The 24454-nt window shown below is 54.6% G+C and carries 22 protein-coding genes; 15 read left to right on the top strand and 7 right to left on the bottom strand.

The window, feature by feature from the left end:
- Positions 1-13 precede the first annotated feature (13 nt).
- The 7 genes from BFW87_RS11390 to dnaA form a co-directional block, all read right to left on the bottom strand.
- On the bottom strand, positions 14-955 hold the full coding sequence (locus BFW87_RS11390) for a TniB family NTP-binding protein (protein WP_078739913.1): 942 nt from the start codon (positions 953-955) through the stop codon (positions 14-16).
- Positions 952-2907, bottom strand: a complete 1956-nt coding sequence (locus BFW87_RS11385) for a DDE-type integrase/transposase/recombinase (RefSeq protein ID WP_078739912.1) — start codon at positions 2905-2907, stop codon at positions 952-954. The genes BFW87_RS11390 and BFW87_RS11385 overlap by 4 nt, the downstream gene beginning before the upstream one ends.
- Positions 2888-3526 (bottom strand): TnsA endonuclease N-terminal domain-containing protein, encoded by a 639-nt coding sequence (locus BFW87_RS11380; RefSeq protein ID WP_078739911.1) that lies wholly within the window; start codon positions 3524-3526, stop codon positions 2888-2890. Before BFW87_RS11380 ends, BFW87_RS11385 begins: the two co-directional genes overlap by 20 nt.
- Before the next feature lie 899 nt (positions 3527-4425).
- Positions 4426-6843: a DNA topoisomerase (ATP-hydrolyzing) subunit B gene (gene gyrB / locus BFW87_RS11375; protein WP_078739910.1), complete on the bottom strand. Its 2418-nt coding sequence runs from the start codon at positions 6841-6843 to the stop codon at positions 4426-4428.
- A gap of 4 nt (positions 6844-6847) precedes the next feature.
- A complete protein-coding gene (recF, locus tag BFW87_RS11370; RefSeq protein WP_078739909.1) occupies positions 6848-7951 on the bottom strand; it encodes a DNA replication/repair protein RecF in 1104 nt (367 codons plus the stop codon).
- Positions 7952-7971: 20 nt separating this feature from the next.
- Positions 7972-9078, bottom strand: a complete 1107-nt coding sequence (gene dnaN, locus BFW87_RS11365; RefSeq protein ID WP_078739908.1) for a DNA polymerase III subunit beta — start codon at positions 9076-9078, stop codon at positions 7972-7974.
- Positions 9079-9116: 38 nt separating this feature from the next.
- The gene (dnaA, locus tag BFW87_RS11360; RefSeq protein WP_078739907.1) at positions 9117-10637 is read right to left on the bottom strand and encodes a chromosomal replication initiator protein DnaA; all 1521 of its coding nucleotides are present in this window, start codon (positions 10635-10637) and stop codon (positions 9117-9119) included.
- A 586-nt stretch (positions 10638-11223) separates the two neighbouring features.
- On the opposite strand from dnaA, the gene rpmH reads away from it, so the two are divergent.
- The 15 genes from rpmH to atpA all read left to right on the top strand — a co-directional run bounded on the left by rpmH (position 11224) and on the right by atpA (position 24409).
- Positions 11224-11358: a 50S ribosomal protein L34 gene (gene rpmH, locus BFW87_RS11355; protein WP_003213577.1), complete on the top strand. Its 135-nt coding sequence runs from the start codon at positions 11224-11226 to the stop codon at positions 11356-11358.
- Positions 11359-11374: 16 nt separating this feature from the next.
- Positions 11375-11779 carry a ribonuclease P protein component gene (rnpA, locus tag BFW87_RS11350; RefSeq protein WP_010565857.1) on the top strand — a complete coding sequence of 135 codons (405 nt, stop codon included), beginning with the start codon at positions 11375-11377 and terminating at the stop codon, positions 11777-11779.
- Entirely contained in the window at positions 11772-12017 is a 246-nt protein-coding gene (yidD, locus tag BFW87_RS11345; RefSeq protein WP_078739905.1) for a membrane protein insertion efficiency factor YidD, read from the top strand. The genes rnpA and yidD overlap by 8 nt, the downstream gene beginning before the upstream one ends.
- A 2-nt stretch (positions 12018-12019) precedes the next feature.
- Positions 12020-13702, top strand: a complete 1683-nt coding sequence (yidC, locus tag BFW87_RS11340; RefSeq protein ID WP_078739904.1) for a membrane protein insertase YidC — start codon at positions 12020-12022, stop codon at positions 13700-13702.
- Between the two features lie 79 nt (positions 13703-13781).
- Positions 13782-15152, top strand: coding sequence for a tRNA uridine-5-carboxymethylaminomethyl(34) synthesis GTPase MnmE (gene mnmE, locus BFW87_RS11335; RefSeq protein ID WP_078739903.1), 1371 nt, complete (start codon positions 13782-13784; stop codon positions 15150-15152).
- Positions 15153-15702: 550 nt separating this feature from the next.
- Positions 15703-17595, top strand: a complete 1893-nt coding sequence (gene mnmG, locus BFW87_RS11325; protein WP_078740039.1) for a tRNA uridine-5-carboxymethylaminomethyl(34) synthesis enzyme MnmG — start codon at positions 15703-15705, stop codon at positions 17593-17595.
- The gene (gene rsmG, locus BFW87_RS11320; protein WP_078739902.1) at positions 17592-18236 is read left to right on the top strand and encodes a 16S rRNA (guanine(527)-N(7))-methyltransferase RsmG; all 645 of its coding nucleotides are present in this window, start codon (positions 17592-17594) and stop codon (positions 18234-18236) included. Before mnmG ends, rsmG begins: the two co-directional genes overlap by 4 nt.
- A gap of 18 nt (positions 18237-18254) precedes the next feature.
- Positions 18255-19052: a ParA family protein gene (locus BFW87_RS11315; protein WP_071485337.1), complete on the top strand. Its 798-nt coding sequence runs from the start codon at positions 18255-18257 to the stop codon at positions 19050-19052.
- 9 nt (positions 19053-19061) lie between these two features.
- Positions 19062-19934, top strand: coding sequence for a ParB/RepB/Spo0J family partition protein (locus BFW87_RS11310; RefSeq protein WP_078739901.1), 873 nt, complete (start codon positions 19062-19064; stop codon positions 19932-19934).
- Between the two features lie 145 nt (positions 19935-20079).
- The gene (locus BFW87_RS11305; protein WP_078739900.1) at positions 20080-20490 is read left to right on the top strand and encodes a F0F1 ATP synthase subunit I; all 411 of its coding nucleotides are present in this window, start codon (positions 20080-20082) and stop codon (positions 20488-20490) included.
- Positions 20491-20506: 16 nt separating this feature from the next.
- Entirely contained in the window at positions 20507-21376 is an 870-nt protein-coding gene (gene atpB, locus BFW87_RS11300) for a F0F1 ATP synthase subunit A (protein WP_017736231.1), read from the top strand.
- A 133-nt stretch (positions 21377-21509) separates the two neighbouring features.
- A complete protein-coding gene (atpE, locus tag BFW87_RS11295; protein ID WP_002555987.1) occupies positions 21510-21767 on the top strand; it encodes a F0F1 ATP synthase subunit C in 258 nt (85 codons plus the stop codon).
- Positions 21768-21823: 56 nt separating this feature from the next.
- Entirely contained in the window at positions 21824-22294 is a 471-nt protein-coding gene (locus BFW87_RS11290; protein WP_078739899.1) for a F0F1 ATP synthase subunit B, read from the top strand.
- A gap of 12 nt (positions 22295-22306) precedes the next feature.
- A complete protein-coding gene (locus BFW87_RS11285) occupies positions 22307-22843 on the top strand; it encodes a F0F1 ATP synthase subunit delta (RefSeq protein ID WP_017135121.1) in 537 nt (178 codons plus the stop codon).
- A gap of 21 nt (positions 22844-22864) precedes the next feature.
- Positions 22865-24409 carry a F0F1 ATP synthase subunit alpha gene (gene atpA, locus BFW87_RS11280; RefSeq protein WP_078739898.1) on the top strand — a complete coding sequence of 515 codons (1545 nt, stop codon included), beginning with the start codon at positions 22865-22867 and terminating at the stop codon, positions 24407-24409.
- Positions 24410-24454: the final 45 nt, after the last annotated feature.

Here is a 24454-nt window from a genome sequence, read left to right as displayed (position 1 = left end):
GGTTTGACTAACTTTAAGCCGCAATAATATCGAAGCTTTCAAATGGCTCATGATCTCTGATCAACGGTCTGAAATCGAACATATTACTAAATGGATTTCGCTCATCAGGAGCTGCACTCCAGACCTCGTCCTTAAAGGCCTCACTAAGTATTTCAAGATTGATGCCTTCGGCTCCTAGATGTTGTACCAACCAAACGGCGCGATCAACAATTTTGATCAGATAATCAATTAAACCGAATGAGGCTAAAAAAAAACGACGAATCATTTCCTTATCCGTAAAAGTAATGGAAAGGACCGGTAGTAGCTCACGAACGCTTTGAAGCAACAGAGCGAACTGCCTCCAACTGGTCTCATTTAGAGTGAATCGGTTGTAATCAACTGTTGCAGAAAATCTTCGTCGCAACTGCTCGTTGGCCCAAAGCAGACCTTCAGTCCGCTTTAGGCCAACGAGGACGAACATAATGCGAGTTTCGTTCATCAGACTTTTGACCCAGTCAGCTGCCTCGTAGGCATCATTACGCTTGTAATCCACGAGATGCTGCGCTTCGTCTAGAACAACGACTTCAACGTTGAGGTTACTCAAAAGCAGAATGATCCTCGCAAATTTCGTTTCGGCAGAATGGCTACGCGAGTCTGCATAAGGATCTTTCATCGCCGTTAGCATGGCTGTTGCGAGATTTTTCTTGGTAGGCGAGGAGGGAATCTCTACAACGAGCACAGAGCGTTTTACCTCCTCGGTTTCTTTCGCAGACTCCAATCCCCTAACGTACTCTTTGATCAACGCGCTTTTCCCCACACCGCTTGGTCCTTGTATAACAAGCCCCTTGCTAGAGCCTGTCCGTCGTGTGTCCCCATGGACTTCAATCAGTCGAGTCAGTGCTCGCTCTGCTTGCGGGCTGAGGATGAAGTGGTGACGTAGGGAGAATTGCGCTTGGTTTTCTTGATAACCGCTCATGATTTATTTTCTCCGCTCGGCTGACGAAAGGTCACCTTGTATGGAGTCGCCGTACCCATTGTCATCTCAATATCAAAACAATCTATATCGGCGGATACAACTTGATGCTTCGCTGGTTGAATCTTCCAACCGTTTTTATCTAACTTGGCACGGGCTACCTCCCGACGCTTACGCAGCATCTGAGACCGGCGAGCCTCGTTGATATCCTCGGTTATATCACGATGCGATTGATGAACTTGTTCAAAACTAGGATTAACGACTCCGCTATCTTTTAACGCTTTATTAGCTGCTTTCAATACATCACGACTCAACCCAAGCATGCGCTTGTCTTTTATCGGGACCTGTAAAAAAACATTTCTGAACCGATCATGCACCCAAACGTGGCCGACCTCGTCACGATACCGAACGCTTACCTTTTCCTTCGGTTGCAGCCGCACTCTCAACTCAGATAGTTCAGGAGAGTGGTATCCATAGCCTCCTACTTCTATACCGTAGTGATGTATCTGCGCCATACTTCGGCGTGCAAGGATACATTCGAGAGCGTCAAGATCAACGGGAAGCCTAAGCTGTCGGCCTGCCTCGTGGGCAGCCCACACTTGCGCAGGAGTCCTTTTGTTAAGCCCTCGGTGGGGTGTTTGGTGGTACACGTCAACAATCCACTTAACAACGCTGGCTTCAAGCTGAGTCAACGTGAAGCAAGCGTGTTTCTCCGATTTGTAATCCCCCTTCTCTTGGATATTGGAAAACGTCGTTCCTGGTAACTTATGAATCAATCCAATATTCAGTGTACGGAAAAATCTCTCAACTGAACCTTTCATTTCCGGCCCTCGGGATCGGGGGTACATAATCTCGATACCAAGCTCGTTGAAGCCAGCGATCATATCGTCCGCATGGAATTCAGCGGCGTTGTCAGGGACGAGCCGTGCGGGCATTCCATGAGCACGCCACTCGTTCTGGACTTTAGGAAAGCGCGCCAAAAGCTCTGCTTTAGGCCGAATGGCGCGTTCGATTACTCGAAGGACGCTTTCAGTATTAGGTGCAGCTAAATGAAGCAGGTAGCCCATGATTACGCGAGAAAACTTATCAAGCACGACCGTGATATATGGACGGCCAATAACTAATCCTGTTTCTTCGTCAACCAGCAACACATCCAGTAGAGTATGGTCGATTTCCCATCGATCCAAGATGTCATCAACCACAAGTACTTCGCCCGCAACCCGATGCTTTTTTTTGGCTGCGTGTTTACCTATACGATGTACATCAACCTCATATGGATCAAGCTTTGCTATATACCTACGGATAGTCATTCCACACGGTTTTAGCAAGTGATCGGAAGGCAGGCGAGTAGCATTTATCTCACCCAGACGTTTTAAATATTCGCCGACTACCACCGAAATTTTTTGACGTTCTAACTGAAGGTATATTAGATTTATGACATCGAGCAACACCTCTTCTAGCTCACCAGATATTACGTTAACCCTTCCTTTAGACGAATGTTTCGGTACGAGCCTTACAACATTGTTACCCAGAAACCTCGAGCACCACCTCCTAACTGTTGAAATGGAGGGAGTACACGAATCTCCCTGCGCCTCCGAAATCAATTTTAATTTAGCTCGTAGAGTTTCCTTACCGGGTACCCTTGTATTACCCTCCATTATGCCAGTTATATAGTTACGCCGGCGCAAAGCTTCGTCACTGTGCTTTTTTGGAAAACAAGTTAAATCCGGGCTTGCGTTCCTCACATAGGGAATTTCACCAAGGAATGGCTGTTCCGCACAGATTTCAATCTCCCGCCTTTCGTAACCTAGATAAAACTCAGACTCAGTTAACTTAGTTGGCTCTCCTAGCTGATCATAAAACAGCAAGCTCCCATTAATAATTCTCCGGTGAAGCGACATCGTTACCCCTTTTATAATAACAATGAGTTTCGACTTAAGTAAAAATGTTTGCATGGCGATGTCCTCCGGTTAGAAAGATCGGTGATTTATAAGCTAGTGGAACGTCAAGGTTGACGCCAATAATGCACTGAGCTAACAAACGCCAGGCTTCCATTTCCCCAAAAATCGATACCATTTCCTCAAAAGTATTAGGTTGATATTTATTTAACTCGGAATAGGCGTCAGCTTTATTCGACGGAGAAAGCAAAGGGCCGCGTCGGTGATATAGAATCTTTTGTAGATTATTTGCTAGTGGCTCCCGCCATATTAAATGATCCGTAACGACGGAAAAATTCCGATTGGTCGCAGTGAAGTGCATTTTTGCTGCATCAAGTTTTAGCTTAACGCTGTTAATTAACAGTTTTTTTTCTGGCTTCACTTCGAACCACCACTCACAACCGTTTTCAAGAAAAACGCGGAGATCGGGAACGTAATCTACAAATGAATTACCCAGTGGAACTCTTTCCCGAGAAGGCTGCACCTCATAACGAACAACGGTCGGGGAGAGCTCTAGAAGCCGGAAAAAACCTCCTTCCAACTGAGATTCCCACGCCACAGAATGCCCATTTTTTAGAGAGGGGAAATACCCCCGAAAATGACATGAGCTTCGGGTAACTACCTTACGTACTGCCATAGCACACCTCCATAGACGTGCACCGTCGCTGCACCGGGAAGCCAGGTGCAGAGCGGTAATCGAGGTCTACAATCGACAGGCAACACTTTCCCGTCGAGCAGCCTCGATAAAGTCGAAATGATGGGAGGGGATTGACAAGCGCTGAAAAAAAGCTGAAATTGCGGTTTCCAAGCCTGCAATTCAGCTTCAAATCGGCGCGGTCAAAACCCTTAGGTTTTGGTCGCGTTTTTACATTTCACACCTCCCTTCTTTCATTTTTTATCCTCTGACATTGATAGCTAAACAACGTTTAAGTACGGCCTGCTTATACGGGCCTGATCTATACCTCTTGACCTATTCAACTCCTAATTCAAGATTCTGCTTGAATCTCCTTCAGCAACCTTTTGATTTCACTAACGGAATAGGCACTCGCTCAGAAATTTGATATTAAATAATATTCCAGCGCGATAGGAAAATCCACGACTTATATCTAAAAATCGGCCGTTTCGTTAGCATTTTAACGATTTGGAAACCAAACTTTTTAAATTAACTAGGTATAATATATTTATACCTATCTAACGCTAAGAATATAAATAACCCAAGCCAGAAGTACTGTTCTTAATATTTCAAGCATCTGATTATTAACGTTTTTTACCCTATCGCCTGTTAGTCCCTACCTGCTTGAAACACGCTCCGTATTCATTAAGCTCCTCACTTTATTTTTGCTGCCGAATAGGTGCGCGAACGCCTTGGTTCTTTAACCTCCGGCAGATGTGCTAATACCCAGTAGCCTATACAGCCGTTTTATAAGCAAAAAAAAGCCCGCTATAAGCGGGCCCTTCTATGGATCCCTAACCCTAAGGTCTGCTGGAACCATTTATTTGTGAAAATGCGCAGCTATTCTGTGAACCTACACCTGATCAGAAGTCCAGGTTGGAGACCGCCAAGGCGTTGCTCTCGATGAAGTCACGACGAGGCTCGACCGCATCACCCATCAGGGTGTTGAAGATCTGATCCGCGCCAATGGCGTCTTCGATAGTCACCCGCAGCATGCGCCGCTGGGCTGGATCCATGGTGGTTTCCCACAGCTGATCCGGGTTCATTTCACCCAGACCTTTGTATCGCTGGATGGTATGACGCTTGGTGCTTTCGGCCATCAGCCAGTCGAGGGCTTCCTTGAATTCCTTGACCTGCTTCTTGCGTTCGCCACGCTGGATGTAAGCGCCGTCGTCCAACAGCGTGCTCAACTGCGCACCCAGGGTCACAACGGTTTTGTAGTCGTTGCTGCCGAAGAAGTCGCGGTTGAAGGTGACGTAGTTCGACAGGCCGTGGGAGATCAGTTCGACCTCTGGCAGCCACACGTTACGTTCACGGTCTTCACGCAGGCTGGCTTTGTACACCAGGCCAGACTTCTCGACGGTGCGCAGACGTACTTCGTACTGTGCCAGCCAATTCTGCATGTGGGCGTGATCACCCAGCTGCTCCAGGCTCACAGCCGGCAGGTAGATGAAGTGTTCGGTCAGCTCCTGAGGGTACAGGCGCGACAGACGCTTGAGGGTCTTCATCACCATGCGGAAGTCGTTAACCAGACGCTCCAGCGCTTCACCGGAAATGCCCGGTGCTTCGTCGTTCAAGTGCAGGCTGGCATCTTCCAGGGCCGACTGCGTCATGTATTCTTCCATGGCGTCGTCGTCTTTGATGTACTGCTCTTGCTTGCCCTTTTTGACTTTGTACAACGGCGGCTGAGCGATGTAGATGTAGCCACGCTCGATCAGCTCCGGCAACTGACGGAAGAAGAAGGTCAGCAGCAGGGTACGGATGTGCGAACCGTCGACGTCAGCATCGGTCATGATGATGATGTTGTGGTAGCGCAGCTTGTCGATGTTGTACTCGTCACGGCCAATACCGCAGCCCAGCGCCGTGATCAAGGTGCCGACTTCCTGGGAGGAAATCATCTTGTCGAAGCGCGCTTTCTCGACGTTGAGAATTTTGCCCTTCAGCGGCAGGATAGCCTGGGTGCGACGGTTGCGACCCTGCTTGGCGGAACCGCCAGCAGAGTCACCTTCCACCAGGTACAGTTCAGAGAGGGCAGGGTCCTTCTCCTGGCAGTCAGCCAGTTTGCCTGGCAAGCCAGCGATATCCAGTGCGCCTTTACGGCGAGTCATCTCACGGGCTTTACGCGCGGCTTCACGGGCACGTGCGGCGTCGATCATCTTGCCGACGACCAGCTTGGCTTCGTTCGGGTTCTCCAGCAGGAAGTCGGAGAAGTATTTGCCCATCTCCTGTTCCACAGCTGTCTTCACTTCAGAAGACACCAGCTTGTCTTTGGTCTGGGAACTGAACTTCGGATCCGGCACTTTTACCGAGATGATCGCAGTCAAGCCTTCGCGCGCATCGTCACCGGTGGTGGCAACTTTGTGCTTTTTGGCCAGGCCTTCAGCTTCGATGTAGGTGTTCAGGTTACGCGTCAGCGCGGAACGGAAACCCACCAGGTGAGTGCCGCCGTCGCGCTGTGGAATGTTGTTGGTGAAGCACAACAGGTTCTCGTTGAAGCTGTCGTTCCACTGCAGGGCGATTTCCACGCCGATGCCGTCTTCACGCTGGATGTTGAAGTGGAACACCTGGTTGACCGCAGTCTTGTTAGTGTTCAGGTATTCAACGAACGCTCGCAGACCACCTTCGTACTTGAACAGCTCTTCCTTGCCGCTGCGTTCATCCTTGAGGACGATACCCACACCGGAGTTGAGAAAGGACAGCTCACGAATACGCTTGGCCAGGATGTCCCAGCTGAAGTGAATATTCTTGAAGGTTTCGTCAGACGGTTTGAAATGGATCTGCGTACCCGTGGTTTCACTCTCGCCAACGATTTTCATCGGCTCTTGTGGAACACCATGGACGTAAGTCTGTTCCCAGATTTTGCCGCTACGGCGCACGGTCAGGATCAGCTCTTCGGACAGAGCGTTCACCACCGACACACCTACACCGTGCAAACCGCCGGAGACTTTATAGGAGTTGTCGTCGAACTTACCGCCAGCGTGGAGCACGGTCATGATGACCTCTGCCGCCGATACGCCTTCTTCTTTGTGCACGTCGACCGGAATACCGCGACCGTTGTCGCGTACGGTGATCGACTCGTCCGGATGGATGATGATGCTGATGTCGTCGCAGTGACCGGCCAAAGCTTCGTCGATGGAGTTGTCGACCACCTCGAACACCATGTGGTGCAGACCGCTACCATCATCGGTGTCGCCGATGTACATACCAGGACGTTTGCGTACGGCATCCAAACCTTTCAGCACTTTAATGCTGGTCGAGTCGTACGTGTTTTCTTCGCTCATGCCTTCACTCCCGATGGTCGTGGGTCTGGGTGATACGGCCTTGTTCCACGTGGAACAAAGCGACTGGCGTTTCCGTCTGCCAGCCTTCCCTCAATAATTCGTGGTCTACACAGGTGATAAACACCTGGCAGCGTAAGTCTTCCAACAAGCGGCATAGCGCGCGACGGTGCTGCTCGTCGAGTTCCGACGGCAAGTCATCCACCAGATAAATACACTGACCGCGTCGGGCCTGGCTCACCAAATGGCCCTGAGCGATACGCAGTGCACACACCACCAACTTCTGCTGGCCGCGGGACAATATATCCGCAGCATTATGTGCGCCTAATCTAAGGCGCAAATCAGCCCGTTGGGGTCCAGCCTGGGTATGACCCATTTGCTGATCCCGCTGCAGGGAGGTCGCGAGCACTGCACTCAATTCACGCTCTTTGTCCCAACCACGGTAGTAACTCAGCGTCAGGCCTTGGAGATCCAACAACTCACTCAAGGTCTGCTCAAAGACTGGTTTCAAGGCTTTGATATAGGTGCGGCGGTATTCATCTATTTCGTCGCTGGCCAGGCACAGTTCCCGGTCCCAGGCCGCTTGCGAGGCGGCGTCAAGTGTACCATGCCGCAGCCATGAGTTCCGCTGCCGCAGGGCCTTCTGCAGGCGCTGCCACGTGGCCATAAAACGAGGTTCCACGTGGAACACACCCCAATCGAGGAACTGCCTGCGAATCTTGGGTGCGCCTTCCAACAGGCGGAAGCTGTCGGGGTTGATCAATTGCAACGGCAGAATTTCTGCGAGCTGCGCAGCACTTCGCGCATTTTGCCCGTCGATGCGAATTTGGAACTCCCCACCGCGATCACGGGATATCCCCAGGCTGCTGTGGCCACCTTCCGCCAATTCGACTTGGCCAAACACCGTGCACGCCAATTGTTCGTACTGAATCACCGGCAACAGGCGAGCGCTGCGAAAGGAGCGGGCAAGCCCCAGCAAGTGAATGGCTTCCAGCACGCTGGTTTTGCCACTGCCGTTGGCGCCGTGGAGGATATTGATGCGGGGGGAAGGGGAGAAGGTCACCGGGTGCAGATTGCGCACCGCGGTGACCGAGACACGACTGAGGGACATCTAGCTTCTGCTGAGCATGATTACAGACGCATCGGCATAACAACGTAAGCCGAGTCGTCGTTGTCGGATTCCTGCACCAAGGCGCTGCTGTTCGAATCCGACAAAATCAGGCGTACCTGTTCGGTCGTCATCACACCCAGCACGTCGAGCAAGTAACTCACGTTGAAGCCGATTTCCAGCGAACCGCCGTTGTAGTCGACACCCACTTCTTCTTCAGCTTCTTCCTGCTCCGGGTTGTTGGCCTGGATTTTCAGCTGACCGTTGGCCAGTTGCAGACGGATACCGCGATACTTTTCGTTCGACAGAATCGCGGTACGGCTGAATGCCTCACGCAGGGCCTGACGATCACCGAGTACCAGCTTGTCGCCGCCTTTAGGCAATACGCGCTCGTAGTCCGGGAATTTACCGTCTACCAGTTTGGACGTGAAGGTGAACTCGCCGGTGGTTGCGCGGATGTGGTGCTGACCCAACACGATGCTGACATTGCCATCCGGCTCGGTCAGCAAACGCGCCAGTTCAAGGATGCCTTTGCGTGGCACGATGACCTGGTGACGGTCCGGCTGGCCGATATCGGCTTTCATCGAGCACATGGCCAGACGGTGACCGTCGGTGGCCACCGCACGGATGATGCCTTCCGACACTTCCAGCAGCATGCCGTTGAGGTAGTAGCGCACGTCCTGCTGGGCCATGGCGAAGCTGGTGCGCTCGATCAAGCGGCGCAGCCGGCTTTGTTCCAGGCTGCAGGTCAGCGAGCCTGGACCCTCTTCAACAGTCGGGAAATCATTGGCAGGCAACGTGGACAGCGTGAATTTGCTGCGACCAGCCTTGACCAACAGCTTGTTCTGTTCGTCGACCTTGATATCGATCAGCGCGTCGTTAGGCAAACTCTTGCAGATGTCCATCAGCTTGCGCGCCGGCACAGTGATCTCGCCCGGTTCAGCAGGCTCTTCAAGCTGTACGCGACCGACCAGTTCGACTTCAAGGTCAGTACCGGTCAAGGACAATTGCTGGCCTTCGACCACCAGCAATACGTTGGAGAGCACCGGCAAGGTCTGTCGGCGCTCGACGACGCCTGCGACCAGTTGCAGGGGTTTCAACAGGGCTTCGCGTTGAATGGTGAAATGCATGGTCTAGTCCCTTGCCTTAATAAGCTGCGCTGGTGTCATCAAGTTGTCAGTGTACGCAGCAGGTTCTTGTAGTCCTCGCGAATATCCGCGTCGGATTCCTTAAGTTCATTGATCTTGCGGCATGCGTGCAAGACCGTGGTGTGGTCGCGGCCGCCAAACACATCACCGATTTCCGGCAGGCTGTGGTTGGTCAACTCTTTGGAGAGGGCCATGGCCACTTGACGCGGACGAGCTACCGAGCGCGAACGGCGCTTGGACAGCAGGTCGGAAATCTTGATCTTGTAGTATTCAGCCACGGTGCGCTGGATGTTATCCACACTCACCAGCTTGTCTTGCAAGGCCAGCAAATCTTTCAGGGACTCGCGAATCAGCTCGATGGTGATGTCGCGGCCCATAAAGTGCGAGTGAGCGATGACACGCTTGAGCGCGCCTTCCAGCTCACGCACGTTGGAACGAATGCGTTGGGCGATGAAGAAAGCCGCGTCGTGGGGCAGATCGACTTTGGCCTGGTCGGCCTTTTTCATCAGGATCGCGACGCGGGTTTCCAGTTCCGGCGGCTCCACCGCCACGGTCAAGCCCCAGCCGAAGCGCGATTTCAAACGCTCTTCCAGGCCTTCGATTTCCTTCGGGTAACGGTCACTGGTCAAGATGACCTGTTGGCCACCTTCGAGCAAGGCGTTGAAGGTATGGAAGAATTCTTCCTGAGAACGCTCTTTTCGCGCGAAGAATTGAATGTCATCGATGAGCAAAGCATCCACCGAACGGTAGAAGCGCTTGAACTCATTGATGGCATTGAGCTGCAGGGCCTTGACCATGTCAGCCACGAAGCGCTCCGAGTGCAGGTAGACGACCTTGGCATTCGGGTTCTTCTTTAATAGATGGTTACCCACAGCGTGCATCAAGTGCGTCTTACCCAAACCCACACCGCCATAAAGGAAGAGCGGGTTGTAACCGTGCTTGGGGTTATCGGCGACTTGCCAGGCGGCTGCGCGAGCCAGCTGGTTGGACTTACCTTCAACGAAGTTCTCGAAGGTAAACGTGCGATTCAGGTAGCTGGTGTGCTTGAGCGCGCCTTCAACCTGCACGGTGCGCTGTTCGGCGCGGACCGGTGCTTGTTGGGAGCTGGCACCCGCCATCGGATCAAAGCTGTCACGCGACGGCTCTTCATTTATAGGTGCGTTTTTCTGCGACGACGATTTGGACGGCGTCTGCGCAACCGGCGCCGGCGCGTTATTAACAGGTGCTGCCGCGGCCTGCGCCTGCGAGGCACTGGCTGCCAGCGGAGCATTCGGCGCAGCGCGAGGCGCGGAGCTGCGTTTGCTGCCTATTAATAAGGAGAGCACGGGGGCGATGCCATTGCCGTGTTCATCGAGCAATTCGAGAACGCGGCTCAGGTATTTTTCGTTGACCCAGTCGAGAACGAAACGGTTAGGCGCATAGACGCGCAACTCGTCGCCTTCGGCTTCGACCTGTAGCGGGCGGATCCAGGTGTTGAATTGCTGGGCAGGCAGCTCATCGCGCAAAAGCTCCACGCACTGCTGCCAAAGTTCCACTGACACGGATATCCCCTAAGTTGAAAGCCGGTGAGGCAAAAACAGCCGCCATTGTAGCGGCCAGCCGCCCACTTATCCACATGTAGGTTGCGCACAGGACACCCAAAATCAATGTGTTAACCGCAAAAAAGTCGACCAATGGTCTGTGCATAAGCTCTGTGGATAAGCGTGCCTGAGCTCGTTGTACAAGTGGGGTCAAAAGTCTGTGGGTAACTGGCCTGTGGATAACAAGCCATTCCACCCACAGCTTATCCGACAGTGCAGCACAGGGAGAGCACCGTTTTCCCCCGTAGTTGTCATTCTCTGTACAGCCCGTGGAATATAGCCTCAGAGCAGTTATCCACAGATGATGGCGGCCCTAGCTTTTATAAGCTTTACAGAAAAGCTTTAAATAACTTCCTTCTTTATTTTTATATCTATGGCATTGCCCCTGTCATCCGGGAGCCCTGCAAAGGGTCGCAATGCCTATAAAGATCTAATTGAAGGAAAAGCTGGTTGGAAATTGACCTAGAGGCTTGCTTTCTCTAGAATCGCCGGTCTCTTAAAACGGGGGCCATTCCGGCCCGTTGTGGACGAACCAGGTAACAACGCCATGAAACGTACTTTCCAACCAAGCACCATCAAACGCGCCCGTACTCACGGCTTCCGTGCTCGCATGGCTACCAAGAACGGCCGTGCTGTCCTGTCGCGTCGCCGCGCCAAAGGTCGTGCGCGTCTGGCAGTTTGATAATCCGGTACTGGTGGTGAGTCAGGACTTCAGTCGGGAAAAGCGTCTGCTAACCCCCCGGCATTTCAAGGCAGTCTTTGACTCCCCCACCGGCAAGGTTCCGGGGAAAAATCTCCTGCTCCTTGCGCGTAACAACGATCTTGATCACCCCCGTCTCGGGTTGGTGATCGGCAAGAAGAGCGTAAAGCTCTCCGTTGAGCGCAATCGCCTCAAGCGTCTGATGCGCGAATCGTTTCGCCTCCACCAGGACACTCTGGTTGGTTGGGATATTGTTATCGTCGCGCGCAAAGGCTTGGGGGACGTAGAAAACCCCGAATTGATTCAGCATTTCGGCAAGCTCTGGAAACGTTTGGCGCGTACCAACAAGCCAGCACCAGCAGTCAGCACCGAAACTGTAGGGGTAGACAGCCTTGATGCGTAAACTGGCCCTCGTTCCGATCCAGTTTTACCGCTATGCCATTAGTCCTCTGATGGCTGATCACTGTCGTTTCTACCCCAGTTGTTCCTGCTACGCGCTGGAAGCCATAGAAAATCATGGTGTTCTGCGCGGTGGCTGGCTGGCCTTTCGTCGTTTAGGTCGCTGTCATCCGTGGAATCCCGGTGGTTATGACCCGGTTCCACCTATCCCTACCTCCCGTTCTTCTTCGATGGCCGAGTAATCATGGATATTAAACGCACGATCCTGATCGTCGCCCTGGCAATCGTGTCCTACGTTATGGTTCTTAAGTGGAACCAGGACTATGGCCAGGCTGCCCTGCCGACTCAGAATGTTGCTGCCAATCAGGCTGCGCCGGCTATTCCGGACACCCCGTTGGGTAACAATGCGTCCGCGAGTGCCGATGTTCCCAGCGCGAATGGCGAGACAAGCGCCCCTTTAGAAACGCCAGTTGTTACTAACAAAGACCTCATCCACGTAAAAACGGATGTGCTCGACCTGGCTATCGACCCACAAGGTGGTGATATCGCGCAGTTGAAACTGCCGTTGTATCCACGTCGCCAGGACCACCCGGATGTTCCGTTCCAACTGTTCGATAACGGTGGTGAACGTACTTATCTGGCACAAAGTGGCCTGACCGGTACCGATGGTCCGGACGCACGTGCTACCGGTCGTCCGGTTTATTCGACCGAACAGAAGACTTATCAACTGGCTGATGGCCAGAACCAGTTGAACGTTGACCTGAAATTCAGCCTCGACGGCGTCAACTACATCAAGCGCTTCAGCTTCACCCGCGGTTTGTACGACTTGAAGGTCACTTACCTGATCGACAACGAAAGCGCCAAACCATGGAGCGGCAACCTGTTTGCCCAGCTCAAGCGTGATAACAGCGCCGATCCTTCTTCCAGCACCGCCACCGGCACCGCCACTTACCTGGGCGCAGCCCTGTGGACAAGTAGCGAGCCGTACAAAAAAGTGTCGATGAAAGATATCGACAAGGGCGCGCTGAAAGAAACGGTACAAGGCGGTTGGGTAGCCTGGTTGCAACACTACTTCGTGACCGCATGGATCCCAAACAAGGGTGATGCCAACCTGGTTCAAACCCGCAAAGACAGCCAAGGCAACTACATCATTGGTTTTACTGGCCCGGCGTTGACCGTCGCTCCAGGTGCCAAGGCTGAAACCAGCGCCACTCTGTATGCCGGTCCGAAAAGTCAGGCTGTGCTGAAAGAATTGTCCCCAGGTCTGGAACTGACTGTGGACTACGGCATTCTGTGGTTCATTGCCCAGCCGATCTTCTGGCTGCTGCAACATATCCACAGCATCGTCGGTAACTGGGGCTTCTCGATTATCTTCCTGACCATGCTGATCAAAGGGATCTTCTTCCCTCTGTCGGCAGCCAGCTACAAGTCGATGGCGCGCATGCGTGCCGTGGCACCGAAACTGGCCGCGTTGAAAGAACAACATGGTGATGACCGGCAGAAAATGTCGCAGGCCATGATGGAGCTGTACAAGAAAGAGAAGATCAACCCGCTGGGTGGATGCTTGCCGATTCTGGTACAGATGCCGGTGTTCCTGTCGCTGTACTGGGTACTCCTGGAAAGCGTCGAGATGCGCCAGGCACCGTTCATGCTGTGGATAACTGACCTGTCGATCAAAGACCCGTTCTTTATCCTGCCGATCATCATGGGCGCGACCATGTTCATCCAGCAGCGTCTGAACCCGACTCCGCCGGACCCGATGCAGGCCAAGGTGATGAAAATGATGCCAATCATCTTCACCTTCTTCTTCCTGTGGTTCCCGGCTGGTCTGGTGCTGTACTGGGTGGTCAACAACTGCCTGTCGATCTCCCAACAGTGGTACATCACTCGTAAAATCGAAGCGGCTACCAAAAAAGCTGCGGCGTAATTTACTCTGTGGATAACCACTCAAGACGCCCCCTAGTGGGGCGTTTTGCTTTCCGTCACTTTTGTTCTGGAACCTGCTGATGAGCGCTCCTCGTGAAACCATCGCTGCTGTTGCTACCGCTCAAGGTCGCGGCGGTGTCGGCATCGTTAGAATTTCCGGGCCGCTCGCCGGCGTGGCTGCCAACGCTATCAGCGGCCGCGAGCTCAAACCGCGGTATGCCCATTACGGTCCGTTTCTGGATGCTGATAAAAGCGTTCTGGATGAAGGCCTGGCCCTTTATTTCCCGGGGCCGAATTCCTTCACCGGTGAAGATGTCCTGGAACTGCAGGGCCACGGTGGCCCGGTCGTACTGGATATGTTGCTGCAACGCTGCCTGCAACTGGGCTGCCGGCTTGCTCGCCCGGGTGAATTCAGCGAGCGTGCATTTCTCAACGACAAACTCGACCTGGCCCAGGCCGAAGCCATTGCTGACCTGATCGAGGCGAGTTCCGCACAGGCCGCGCGCAATGCGTTGCGCTCGCTGCAGGGCGCATTTTCCCTGCGTGTGCATAACTTGACCGAGCAGTTGATCAACCTGCGTATTTACGTGGAAGCGGCGATCGATTTTCCGGAGGAGGAAATCGACTTCCTTGCCGATGGCCATGTATTGGCGATGCTGGATAAAGTCCGCGGGGAGTTATCCACCGTATTACGCGAAGCAGGACAGGGCGCCTTGCTGCGCGACGGAATGACCGTGGTGATAGCCGGGCGTCCCAATGCCGGTAAATCCAGCCTGCTGAACACCCTCGCCGGCCGTGAAGCCGCTATTGTCACCGAGATCGCCGGCACTACCCGGGACATCCTGCGCGAACATATCCACATCGACGGCATGCCGCTGCACGTGGTCGACACCGCCGGTTTGCGCGACACCGATGATCAGGTGGAGAAGATCGGCGTGGAGCGGGCGCTCAAGGCCATCAGTGAAGCTGACCGTGTGCTGCTGGTAGTCGATGCCAATGCGCCGGAGGCGGTAGATCCTTTTGCCCTGTGGCCGGAATTCCTTGAGCAACGACCAGACCCCGCCAAGGTCACCTTGATCCGCAACAAGGCGGACCTGACCGGTGAAGCTATTGCGATGGAAACCAGCGAAGATGGCCACGTCACTATCAGCCTGAGTGCCAAATCAGCGGGTGAGGGTCTGGAGTTGCTGCGTGACCATCTCAAGGCCTGCATGGGCTACGAGCAGACCTCCGAGAGCAGCTTCAGTGCGCGCCGCAGGCACCTGGAGGCGCTGCGACATGCCAGTGCAGCGTTGGAGCACGGTCGAGCGCAGCTGACCTTGGCGGGTGCTGGTGAGCTGCTGGCGGAGGATTTGCGTCAGGCTCAACAGTTGCTGGGGGAAATCACCGGTGCATTCAGCTCGGATGATTTGCTGGGGCGCATCTTTTCCAGCTTTTGTATCGGTAAATAGCCTTATCGCTGTTCCCAGACAGGCCATTCGCGCCTGTCTGCTCTACCCGTATCCGGGTGCTCAACACTTAATTTGAAAACATGGCTGCTCGCCAGGGCATTTGCGTGGGCGAAATTTGAGCAGAAAGATAGATTTCTGTGGATTAAGCCCTGTTAATAACCACCCCTGTGCCCAGTTGATAACAGGGCTTGAAACCTGAGTAAAAACCCGCCTGTGGATAACCACCTGTTTAATCCACAGGCTTAGGGCACTTATCCAAGCGCCTCACGGGCACATGACCACAGACTTTTGAATCTCTGTACACACCGTGAATAAAGGCCTGTAGAGATCTATCCACAGAAAGTAGCCTCAGTAGAAATAAACATAAAAACAAAGATTTAATAGATTTCTCTCTTTTAATTTCTATTGTCAGTGATTCATCCACAGCTGGTTAAATTTTGTGCAAAGGGTTCTTTAGGAAGGGCTAAGTCCCTATACTTGCCGCCTTGGCTCGAAAACCCTTTCAACAAACAATTCCTGATTACCTACATAAGCAGGCACGAGGTGCGTGGTGGATTTCCCTTCCCGTTTTGAAGTGATCGTCATCGGCGGCGGTCATGCCGGTACCGAGGCAGCACTGGCGTCAGCACGCATGGGTGTAAAAACCCTGTTGCTGACGCATAACGTGGAAACCCTCGGTGCCATGAGTTGCAATCCCGCCATTGGCGGGATTGGCAAAAGCCATCTGGTCAAAGAAATCGACGCCCTCGGTGGCGTAATGGCCATGGCTACCGACAAAGGTGGTATTCAATTTCGCGTGCTCAACAGCCGCAAAGGCCCGGCCGTACGTGCGACCCGGGCACAGGCCGACCGCATCCTGTACAAGGCGGCGGTACGCGAAACCCTGGAAAACCAGCCGAACCTGTGGATATTTCAACAGGCTGCCGATGACCTGATCGTCGAACAGGATCAGGTACGCGGTGTTGTCACCCAAATGGGCCTGCGTTTTCACGCAGACTCCGTGGTGTTGACCACCGGTACCTTCCTCGGCGGACTTATCCACATCGGTATGCAGAACTATTCCGGTGGCCGCGCCGGTGATCCGCCGTCGATTGCCCTGGCAAAACGCCTGCGTGAATTGCCGCTGCGTGTCGGCCGCCTGAAAACCGGGACTCCACCGCGTATTGACGGGCGTTCTGTGGATTTCTCGGTGATGACTGAACAAGCCGGTGACACGCCGATCCCGGTCATGTCGTTCATGGGTAACAAAGAACAGCACCCGAAACAGGTGAGTTGCTGGATTACCCACACCAACGCCCGGACCCACGAAATCATTGCTGCCAACCTCGACCGTTCGCCGATGTATTCCGGGGTGATCGAAGGTATCGGCCCGCGTTACTGCCCGTCGATTGAAGACAAGATCCACCGCTTTGCCGACAAGGAAAGCCACCAGGTCTTCATCGAGCCCGAAGGCTTGACCACCCATGAGCTGTACCCGAACGGGATTTCCACATCTCTGCCGTTCGACGTGCAAATCCAGATCGTGCAATCGATTCGCGGCATGGAAAACGCACACATCGTGCGTCCGGGCTACGCCATCGAATACGACTACTTCGACCCGCGTGACCTAAAATACAGCCTGGAAACCAAAGTCATCGGCGGCTTGTTCTTCGCCGGGCAAATCAACGGCACTACCGGCTACGAAGAAGCCGGAGCCCAGGGTTTGCTGGCCGGGACCAACGCGGCACTGCGTGCACAAGGCAAAGACAGCTGGTGCCCGCGTCGCGATGAGGCGTACATCGGCGTATTGGTCGACGACCTGATTACCCTGGGTACCCAGGAACCGTACCGGATGTTCACATCCCGGGCTGAATACCGTCTGATCCTGCGCGAAGACAACGCCGACCTGCGCTTGACCGAAAAAGGCCGCGACCTGGGCCTGGTCGATGACGCGCGTTGGGAAGCTTTCTGCAAAAAACGCGAAAGCATCACGCTCGAAGAACAACGCCTGAAAAGTACCTGGGTCCGCCCGGGCACCGAGCAGGGCGATGCGATCGCCGAAAAGTTCGGCACGCCGCTGACTCACGAATACAACTTGCTGAACCTGCTGTCCCGTCCGGAAATCGACTACGCTGGTCTGGTCGAAGTGACAGGCGGCGGTGCAGAAGACCCACAGGTCGCCGAGCAGGTCGAAATCAAGACCAAATACGCCGGTTACATTGATCGCCAGCAGGATGAGATTGCTCGCCTGCGCGCCAGTGAAGACACCAAGCTGCCTGTGGATATCGACTACACCGGGATTTCCGGGCTGTCGAAGGAAATTCAAAGCAAGCTGGGGATAACTCGGCCGGAAACCCTGGGCCAGGCTTCACGCATTCCCGGCGTCACTCCGGCAGCCATTTCGCTGTTGATGATTCATTTGAAAAAACGCGGCGCGGGCCGTCAGTTGGAGCAAAGCGCTTGAGTTCGTCTGTTACCTCGCAACACGCCGAAGAGTTATCCACAGGTGCACGCCAGCTAGGCGTCGACCTGAACCCGGCCCAGCACGACTTGCTGTTGGGCTACCTGGCCCTGTTGATCAAGTGGAACAAGGCTTACAACCTGACCGCCGTACGTGATCCGGACGAAATGGTTTCGCGTCACCTGCTCGACAGTCTGAGCGTCATGCCGTTTATCGAAAACGGACGCTGGCTCGACGTTGGCAGTGGCGGCGGCATGCCGGGCATCCCGTTGGCCATCCTGTTTCCAGAGTCCCAAGTGACGTGCCTGGACAGCAACGGCAAGAAAACCCGTTTCCTGACCCAGGTTAAACTCGAGCTCAAGCTGGACAACCTGCAAGTTATCCACAGCCGCGTCGAAGACTTCACACCTGAACAGCCCTTCAACGGAATTGTTTCCCGGGCCTTCAGCAGTATGGAGAACTTCAGCAACTGGACGCGTCACCTGGGCGACCGCGACACCCGCTGGCTGGCAATGAAGGGCGTCCATCCAAGCGATGAGCTGTTAGCATTGCCGGCAGACTTCCACCTCGATAGCGAACACGCCTTGGCCGTACCCGGTTGCCAAGGCCAACGCCATCTGCTGATACTGCGCCGCACGGCATGATTGGGAACACAAGCAAGAATGGCTAAGGTATTCGCGATAGCGAACCAGAAAGGTGGCGTGGGCAAAACCACCACCTGCATCAACCTCGCAGCATCCCTGGTCGCTACCAAGCGCCGGGTGCTGTTGATCGATCTCGATCCACAGGGCAACGCCACCATGGGTAGCGGTGTGGATAAACACGGCCTGGAAAACTCGGTCTACGACTTGCTGATTGGCGAGTGCGACCTGGCCCAGGCGATGCATTACTCCGAGCACGGCGGTTATCAACTGCTGCCGGCCAACCGCGATCTGACCGCAGCGGAAGTGGTGTTGCTGGAAATGCAGATGAAAGAAAGCCGTCTGCGCAGCGCCTTGGCGCCGATCCGCGAGAACTACGACTACATTTTGATCGACTGCCCGCCGTCCCTGTCGATGCTGACATTGAACGCGTTGGTCGCCGCCGACGGGGTGATTATCCCCATGCAGTGCGAGTACTTCGCGCTGGAAGGCTTGAGCGACCTTGTGGATAACATCAAGCGTATCGCCGAGTTGCTCAACCCGAACCTGCAGATCGAAGGGTTGCTGCGCACGATGTACGACCCGCGCCTGAGCCTGATGAACGATGTGTCGGCGCAGCTCAAGGAACACTTTGGTGAGCAGCTTTACGACACGGTGATCCCGCGCAACATCCGTCTGGCCGAGGCTCCAAGCTACGGCATGCCGGCGTTGGCGTACGACAAATCATCGCGGGGTGCCATTGCCTATCTGGCGCTGGCCGGCGAGATGGTTCGCCGTCAACGCCGCAACTCTCGCACCGCTGCAGCCCAGCCAACTTAAGGAATCCCCATGGCCGTCAAGAAACGAGGTCTCGGACGTGGACTGGATGCACTCCTGAGTGGTCCGACCGTCACATCGCTTGAAGAACAAGCGGTGCAGGCCGACGAGCGCGAGCTGCAGCACTTGCCCCTGGACCTGATCCAGCGTGGCAAATACCAGCCTCGCCGGGACATGGACCCCCAGGCGCTGGAAGAACTGGCCAACTCGATCAAGGCTCAAGGCGTGATGCAGCCGATCGTGGTACGCCCCATCGGTGGCGGGCGCTTTGAAATCATCGCCGGCGAACGCCGCTGGCGCGCCAGCCAGCAGGCCGGCAAGGAAACCATCCCGGCGATGGTGCGCGATGTGCCGGATGAAACCGCCATCGCCATGGCATTGATCGAGAATATTCAGCGTGAAGACCTCAACCCGATCGAAGAAGCGATCGCGTTGCAGCGTTTGCAGCAGGAATTCCAGCTGACCCAGCAACAAGTGGCCGAGGCAGTGGGTAAATCCCGCGTGACCGTCTCCAACTTGCTGCGCCTGATTGCGTTGCCGGAAGTCATCAAGACCATGTTGTCGCATGGCGATCTGGAAATGGGCCACGCCCGTGCTTTGCTGGGTTTGCCGGAAAATCAACAGGTTGAAGGGGCGCGAGACGTTGTCGCACGGGGGCTCACCGTTCGTCAGACCGAGGCGTTGGTTCGCCAGTGGCTGAGCGGCAAACCTGCACCGGTCGAACCGGTCAAAGCTGATCCGGATATCGCACGCCTTGAGCAGCGGCTGGCCGAGCGGCTGGGCTCCGCGGTGCAAATTCGCCACGGCAAGAAAGGCAAAGGGCAATTGGTCATCGGTTATAACTCGCTCGATGAGCTTCAGGGCGTCCTTGCCCACATCCGCTGAAACATTTGCTTATGTAGCGCGCGATCGGAAAACACTACCCGACAGTTGAATAGGGGCTGAACCGCCCCTATACTCTGCGCGCATTTTGTCGGCACAAATTATGCCAAGTTATTGATTTGCGGCAGCCGGCCATTGAGGAGCAAGAGTGAGGGAAACCCGCACGCCAAACACGTCGCCGTTCCATCGCTTGGCCGTTTTTCCGGTTTTATTGGCTCAATTTGTCATTTTACTGATCGCCGCATTGGCGCTTTGGTATTGGCATGGAGTCGTTGCCGGATATTCAGGACTCTGCGGGGGCCTGATAGCCTTGCTGCCCAATATGTATTTTGCTCACAGGGCCTTTCGGTTTTCCGGCGCCCGAGCAGCCCAGGCTATCGTCCGGTCTTTTTATGCTGGCGAAGCAGGGAAATTGATTTTGACGGCAGTGCTGTTTGCACTGACCTTTGCAGGTGTGAAGCCATTGGCGCCGCTGGCTGTATTCGGCGTCTTCGTGTTGACCCAACTGGTCAGCTGGTTCGCTCCCCTGCTAATGAAAACAAGACTTTCGAAACCTTAGGGCGTTTGAGGCAACCATGGCAGAAACAACCGCTTCGGGCTATATCCAGCACCACTTGCAGAACCTGACCTTCGGTCAGCTTCCTAATGGCGGCTGGGGCTTTGCCCACTCCGCAGCAGAGGCCAAAGAAATGGGCTTCTGGGCTTTCCACCTGGACACTCTGGGCTGGTCGGTCGCATTGGGTCTGATCTTCGTCCTGATTTTCCGCATGGCGGCAAAGAAGGCGACTTCCGGTCAACCTGGTGCCTTGCAGAACTTCGTTGAAGTGCTGGTCGAATTCGTCGATGGCAGCGTGAAAGACAGCTTCCATGGCCGTAGCCCGGTGATTGCACCGCTGGCACTGACCATCTTCGTCTGGGTGTTCCTGATGAACGCCGTCGACCTGATCCCGGTTGACTGGATTCCTCAGCTCGCCATGGCAATCAGCGGCGATCCGCACATTCCATTCCGTGCCGTATCGACCACTGACCCTAACGCTACCCTGGGCATGGCCCTGTCGGTATTTGCGTTGATCATTTTCTACAGCATCAAGATCAAGGGTATCGGCGGCTTCATCGGCGAACTGACCCTGCACCCGTTCGGCAGCAAGAACATCTTCGTTCAAGCCCTGCTGATCCCGGTGAACTTCCTGCTGGAATTCGTCACCCTGATCGCCAAGCCGATTTCCCTGGCACTGCGACTGTTCGGCAACATGTATGCCGGCGAGCTGGTGTTCATTCTGATCGCTGTGATGTTCGGCAGCGGCCTGCTCTGGCTTAGCGGCCTGGGCATTGTTCTGCAGTGGGCGTGGGCTGTATTCCACATCCTGATCATTACCCTGCAGGCCTTCATCTTCATGATGCTGACCATCGTTTACCTGTCGATGGCGCACGAAGAGAACCATTAAGACCAGTCTCGACTAGTCTGATGTCCTTCCCGGTGAAACGGGAAGGTGGCCCAACAGGGCTATGAAACGATTTGTTTTACCGCTTTAAAATCTAAAAAACCTAAACCATACGACGTAAAAGTCGGGAGGAAAGATGGAAACTGTAGTTGGTCTAACCGCTATCGCTGTTGCACTGTTGATCGGCCTGGGCGCCCTGGGTACTGCCATTGGTTTCGGCCTGCTGGGCGGCAAGTTCCTGGAAGGCGCAGCGCGTCAGCCAGAAATGGTTCCAATGCTGCAAGTTAAAATGTTCATCGTCGCCGGCCTGCTCGACGCCGTGACCATGATCGGTGTTGGTATCGCTCTGTTCTTCACCTTCGCGAACCCTTTCGTTGGTCAACTCGCCGGTTAATCACTCGTTTTTTCGAGTGATTGGTGTGTTGTGCAACGAATGAGCGAGGTATTGGCGTGAACATTAATGCAACCATTATTGGTCAGTCCTTAGCGTTCTTGATTTTTGTCGTTTTCTGCATGAAGTTCGTATGGCCTCCGGTCATCGCAGCTCTGCACGAACGTCAGAAGAAGATTGCGGATGGGCTGGACGCTGCAGCCCGAGCAGCTCGCGACCTGGAGTTGGCCCAAGAGAAAGCGGGTCATCAACTGCGCGACGCTAAGGCACAGGCAGCTGAAATCATTGAGCAAGCCAAGAAACGCGGTAACCAGATCGTCGAAGAGGCTGTTGATAAAGCCCGCGTCGAAGCTGACCGTGTAAAGGCTTCGGCTCATGCCGAGATCGAACAAGAACTGAACGGCGTCAAAGACGCGCTGCGTGCCCAACTGGGTGCTCTGGCGGTTGGCGGTGCTGAGAAGATCCTGGGTGCCACAATCGATCAAAACGCGCACGCGGAGCTGGTTAACAAACTGGCTGCTGAAATTTAAGCGAGGGCGATCATGGCAGAACTGACCACGTTGGCTCGACCTTACGCTAAGGCAGCCTTTGAGCACGCCCAGGCCCACCAGCAACTGGCCTCTTGGTCAGCCATGCTCGGCCTGGCTGCAGCAGTGTCGCAAGACGACACCATGCAGCGCGTGCTCAAGGCCCCGCGCCTGACGAGCGCAGACAAGGCCGCCACTTTTATTGAAGTGTGCGGCGACAAGTTTGATGTGAAAGTGCAGAACTTCATCCACGTCGTTGCCGAAAACGACCGTCTCCCGCTTTTGCCGGAGATCGCCGCTCTGTTCGACCTGTACAAGGCCGAAGAAGAGAAATCGGTAGATGTTGAAGTCACCAGTGCTTTTGCATTGAACCAAGAACAGCAAGACAAACTCGCCAAGGTTCTCAGTGCACGACTCAATCGGGAAGTGCGCCTGCAAGCTTCGGAGGACGCATCCCTTATTGGTGGTGTTGTTATCCGTGCCGGCGACCTGGTTATCGATGGCTCGATTCGCGGCAAAATCGCGAAACTTGCCGAAGCATTGAAATCTTGAGTTTGAAGGGGCAGCAGAGCAATGCAGCAACTCAATCCTTCCGAAATAAGTGAAATTATCAAGGGCCGCATCGACAAGCTCGATGTGACCTCCCAAGCCCGTAACGAAGGCACTGTCGTCAGCGTATCTGACGGCATCGTGCGGATTCACGGTCTGGCCGACGTAATGTACGGCGAGATGATCGAGTTTCCGGGCGGCGTCTACGGTATGGCCCTCAACCTGGAGCAAGACTCCGTAGGTGCTGTTGTATTGGGCGCTTACCAGTCTCTTGCCGAAGGCATGAGCGCCAAGTGCACAGGCCGCATCCTGGAGGTTCCGGTTGGTAAGGAACTGCTGGGTCGCGTAGTCGACGCACTGGGTAACCCTGTTGACGGTAAAGGTCCACTGGGCAACACCGAGACCGACGCGGTCGAGAAAGTTGCTCCAGGCGTGATCTGGCGTAAGTCGGTAGACCAGCCTGTACAGACTGGCTACAAGGCTGTCGATGCCATGATCCCTGTCGGCCGTGGCCAGCGTGAGCTGATCATCGGTGACCGTCAGATCGGTAAAACCGCTCTGGCCATCGACGCGATCATCAACCAGAAAAACAGCGGCATTTTCTGCGTCTACGTAGCGATCGGTCAGAAGCAATCGACCATCGCCAACGTGGTTCGCAAGCTGGAAGAAAACGGCGCCCTGGCCAACACGATCATCGTGGCTGCCAGTGCTTCGGAATCTCCTGCGCTGCAATTCCTGGCACCGTACTCCGGTTGCACCATGGGCGAATACTTCCGCGACCGCGGTGAAGACGCGCTGATCGTTTATGACGATCTGTCCAAGCAAGCAGTGGCTTACCGCCAGATTTCCCTGCTGCTGCGCCGTCCACCAGGCCGTGAAGCTTACCCAGGCGACGTGTTCTATCTCCACTCCCGTCTGCTGGAGCGCGCATCCCGCGTGTCCGAAGAGTACGTAGAGAAGTTCACCAACGGCGCAGTGACCGGCAAAACCGGTTCCCTGACCGCACTGCCGATCATCGAAACCCAGGCTGGCGACGTTTCCGCGTTCGTTCCGACCAACGTGATTTCCATCACCGACGGTCAGATCTTCCTGGAATCGGCCATGTTCAACTCCGGGATCCGTCCTGCAGTGAACGCCGGTGTTTCGGTATCCCGTGTGGGTGGTGCCGCTCAGACCAAGATCATCAAGAAGCTCTCCGGTGGTATCCGTACCGCTCTGGCTCAGTACCGTGAACTGGCGGCATTCGCCCAGTTCGCTTCTGACCTGGACGAAGCGACCCGTAAGCAACTTGAGCATGGTCAGCGCGTTACCGAGCTGATGAAGCAGAAGCAATACGCCCCAATGTCGATCGCCGACATGGCGTTGTCGCTGTATGCCGCTGAGCGTGGGTTCCTGACTGACGTCGAAATCACCAAGGTCGGCAGCTTTGAACAAGCGCTGATTGCTTACTTCAACCGCGATCACGCCGACTTGTTGGCCAAGATCAACGTGAAGGGTGACTTCAATGACGAAATCGACGCTGGCATGAAAGCCGGTATCGAGAAGTTCAAGGCCACCCAAACCTGGTAAGCCGCAGCGGGAGCCGCAAGGCTCCCGCTTGCTAACCTGATAGGT

This window comes from Pseudomonas fluorescens (genome assembly GCF_002022275.1).
Classification (GTDB): Bacteria; Pseudomonadota; Gammaproteobacteria; order Pseudomonadales; family Pseudomonadaceae; genus Aquipseudomonas; species Aquipseudomonas fluorescens_AJ.
This window is presented reverse-complemented; position numbering and strand designations above follow the sequence as displayed.

What these genes read in the sequence shown, in the direction of transcription:
- BFW87_RS11390 (WP_078739913.1), bottom strand. Translation starts at nt 955, where the DNA reads ATGAGCGGTTATCAAGAAAACCAAGCGCAATTCTCCCTACGTCACCAC.
- yidD (WP_078739905.1), top strand. Translation starts at nt 11,772, where the DNA reads ATGCGTAAACTGGCCCTCGTTCCGATCCAGTTTTACCGCTATGCCATT.
- BFW87_RS11315 (WP_071485337.1), top strand. Translation starts at nt 18,255, where the DNA reads ATGGCTAAGGTATTCGCGATAGCGAACCAGAAAGGTGGCGTGGGCAAA.
- mnmE (WP_078739903.1), top strand. Translation starts at nt 13,782, where the DNA reads ATGAGCGCTCCTCGTGAAACCATCGCTGCTGTTGCTACCGCTCAAGGT.
- rpmH (WP_003213577.1), top strand. Translation starts at nt 11,224, where the DNA reads ATGAAACGTACTTTCCAACCAAGCACCATCAAACGCGCCCGTACTCAC.
- BFW87_RS11380 (WP_078739911.1), bottom strand. Translation starts at nt 3,526, where the DNA reads ATGGCAGTACGTAAGGTAGTTACCCGAAGCTCATGTCATTTTCGGGGG.
- BFW87_RS11285 (WP_017135121.1), top strand. Translation starts at nt 22,307, where the DNA reads ATGGCAGAACTGACCACGTTGGCTCGACCTTACGCTAAGGCAGCCTTT.
- dnaN (WP_078739908.1), bottom strand. Translation starts at nt 9,078, where the DNA reads ATGCATTTCACCATTCAACGCGAAGCCCTGTTGAAACCCCTGCAACTG.
- BFW87_RS11310 (WP_078739901.1), top strand. Translation starts at nt 19,062, where the DNA reads ATGGCCGTCAAGAAACGAGGTCTCGGACGTGGACTGGATGCACTCCTG.
- BFW87_RS11385 (WP_078739912.1), bottom strand. Translation starts at nt 2,907, where the DNA reads ATGCAAACATTTTTACTTAAGTCGAAACTCATTGTTATTATAAAAGGG.
- atpB (WP_017736231.1), top strand. Translation starts at nt 20,507, where the DNA reads ATGGCAGAAACAACCGCTTCGGGCTATATCCAGCACCACTTGCAGAAC.
- atpA (WP_078739898.1), top strand. Translation starts at nt 22,865, where the DNA reads ATGCAGCAACTCAATCCTTCCGAAATAAGTGAAATTATCAAGGGCCGC.
- gyrB (WP_078739910.1), bottom strand. Translation starts at nt 6,843, where the DNA reads ATGAGCGAAGAAAACACGTACGACTCGACCAGCATTAAAGTGCTGAAA.
- yidC (WP_078739904.1), top strand. Translation starts at nt 12,020, where the DNA reads ATGGATATTAAACGCACGATCCTGATCGTCGCCCTGGCAATCGTGTCC.
- recF (WP_078739909.1), bottom strand. Translation starts at nt 7,951, where the DNA reads ATGTCCCTCAGTCGTGTCTCGGTCACCGCGGTGCGCAATCTGCACCCG.
- atpE (WP_002555987.1), top strand. Translation starts at nt 21,510, where the DNA reads ATGGAAACTGTAGTTGGTCTAACCGCTATCGCTGTTGCACTGTTGATC.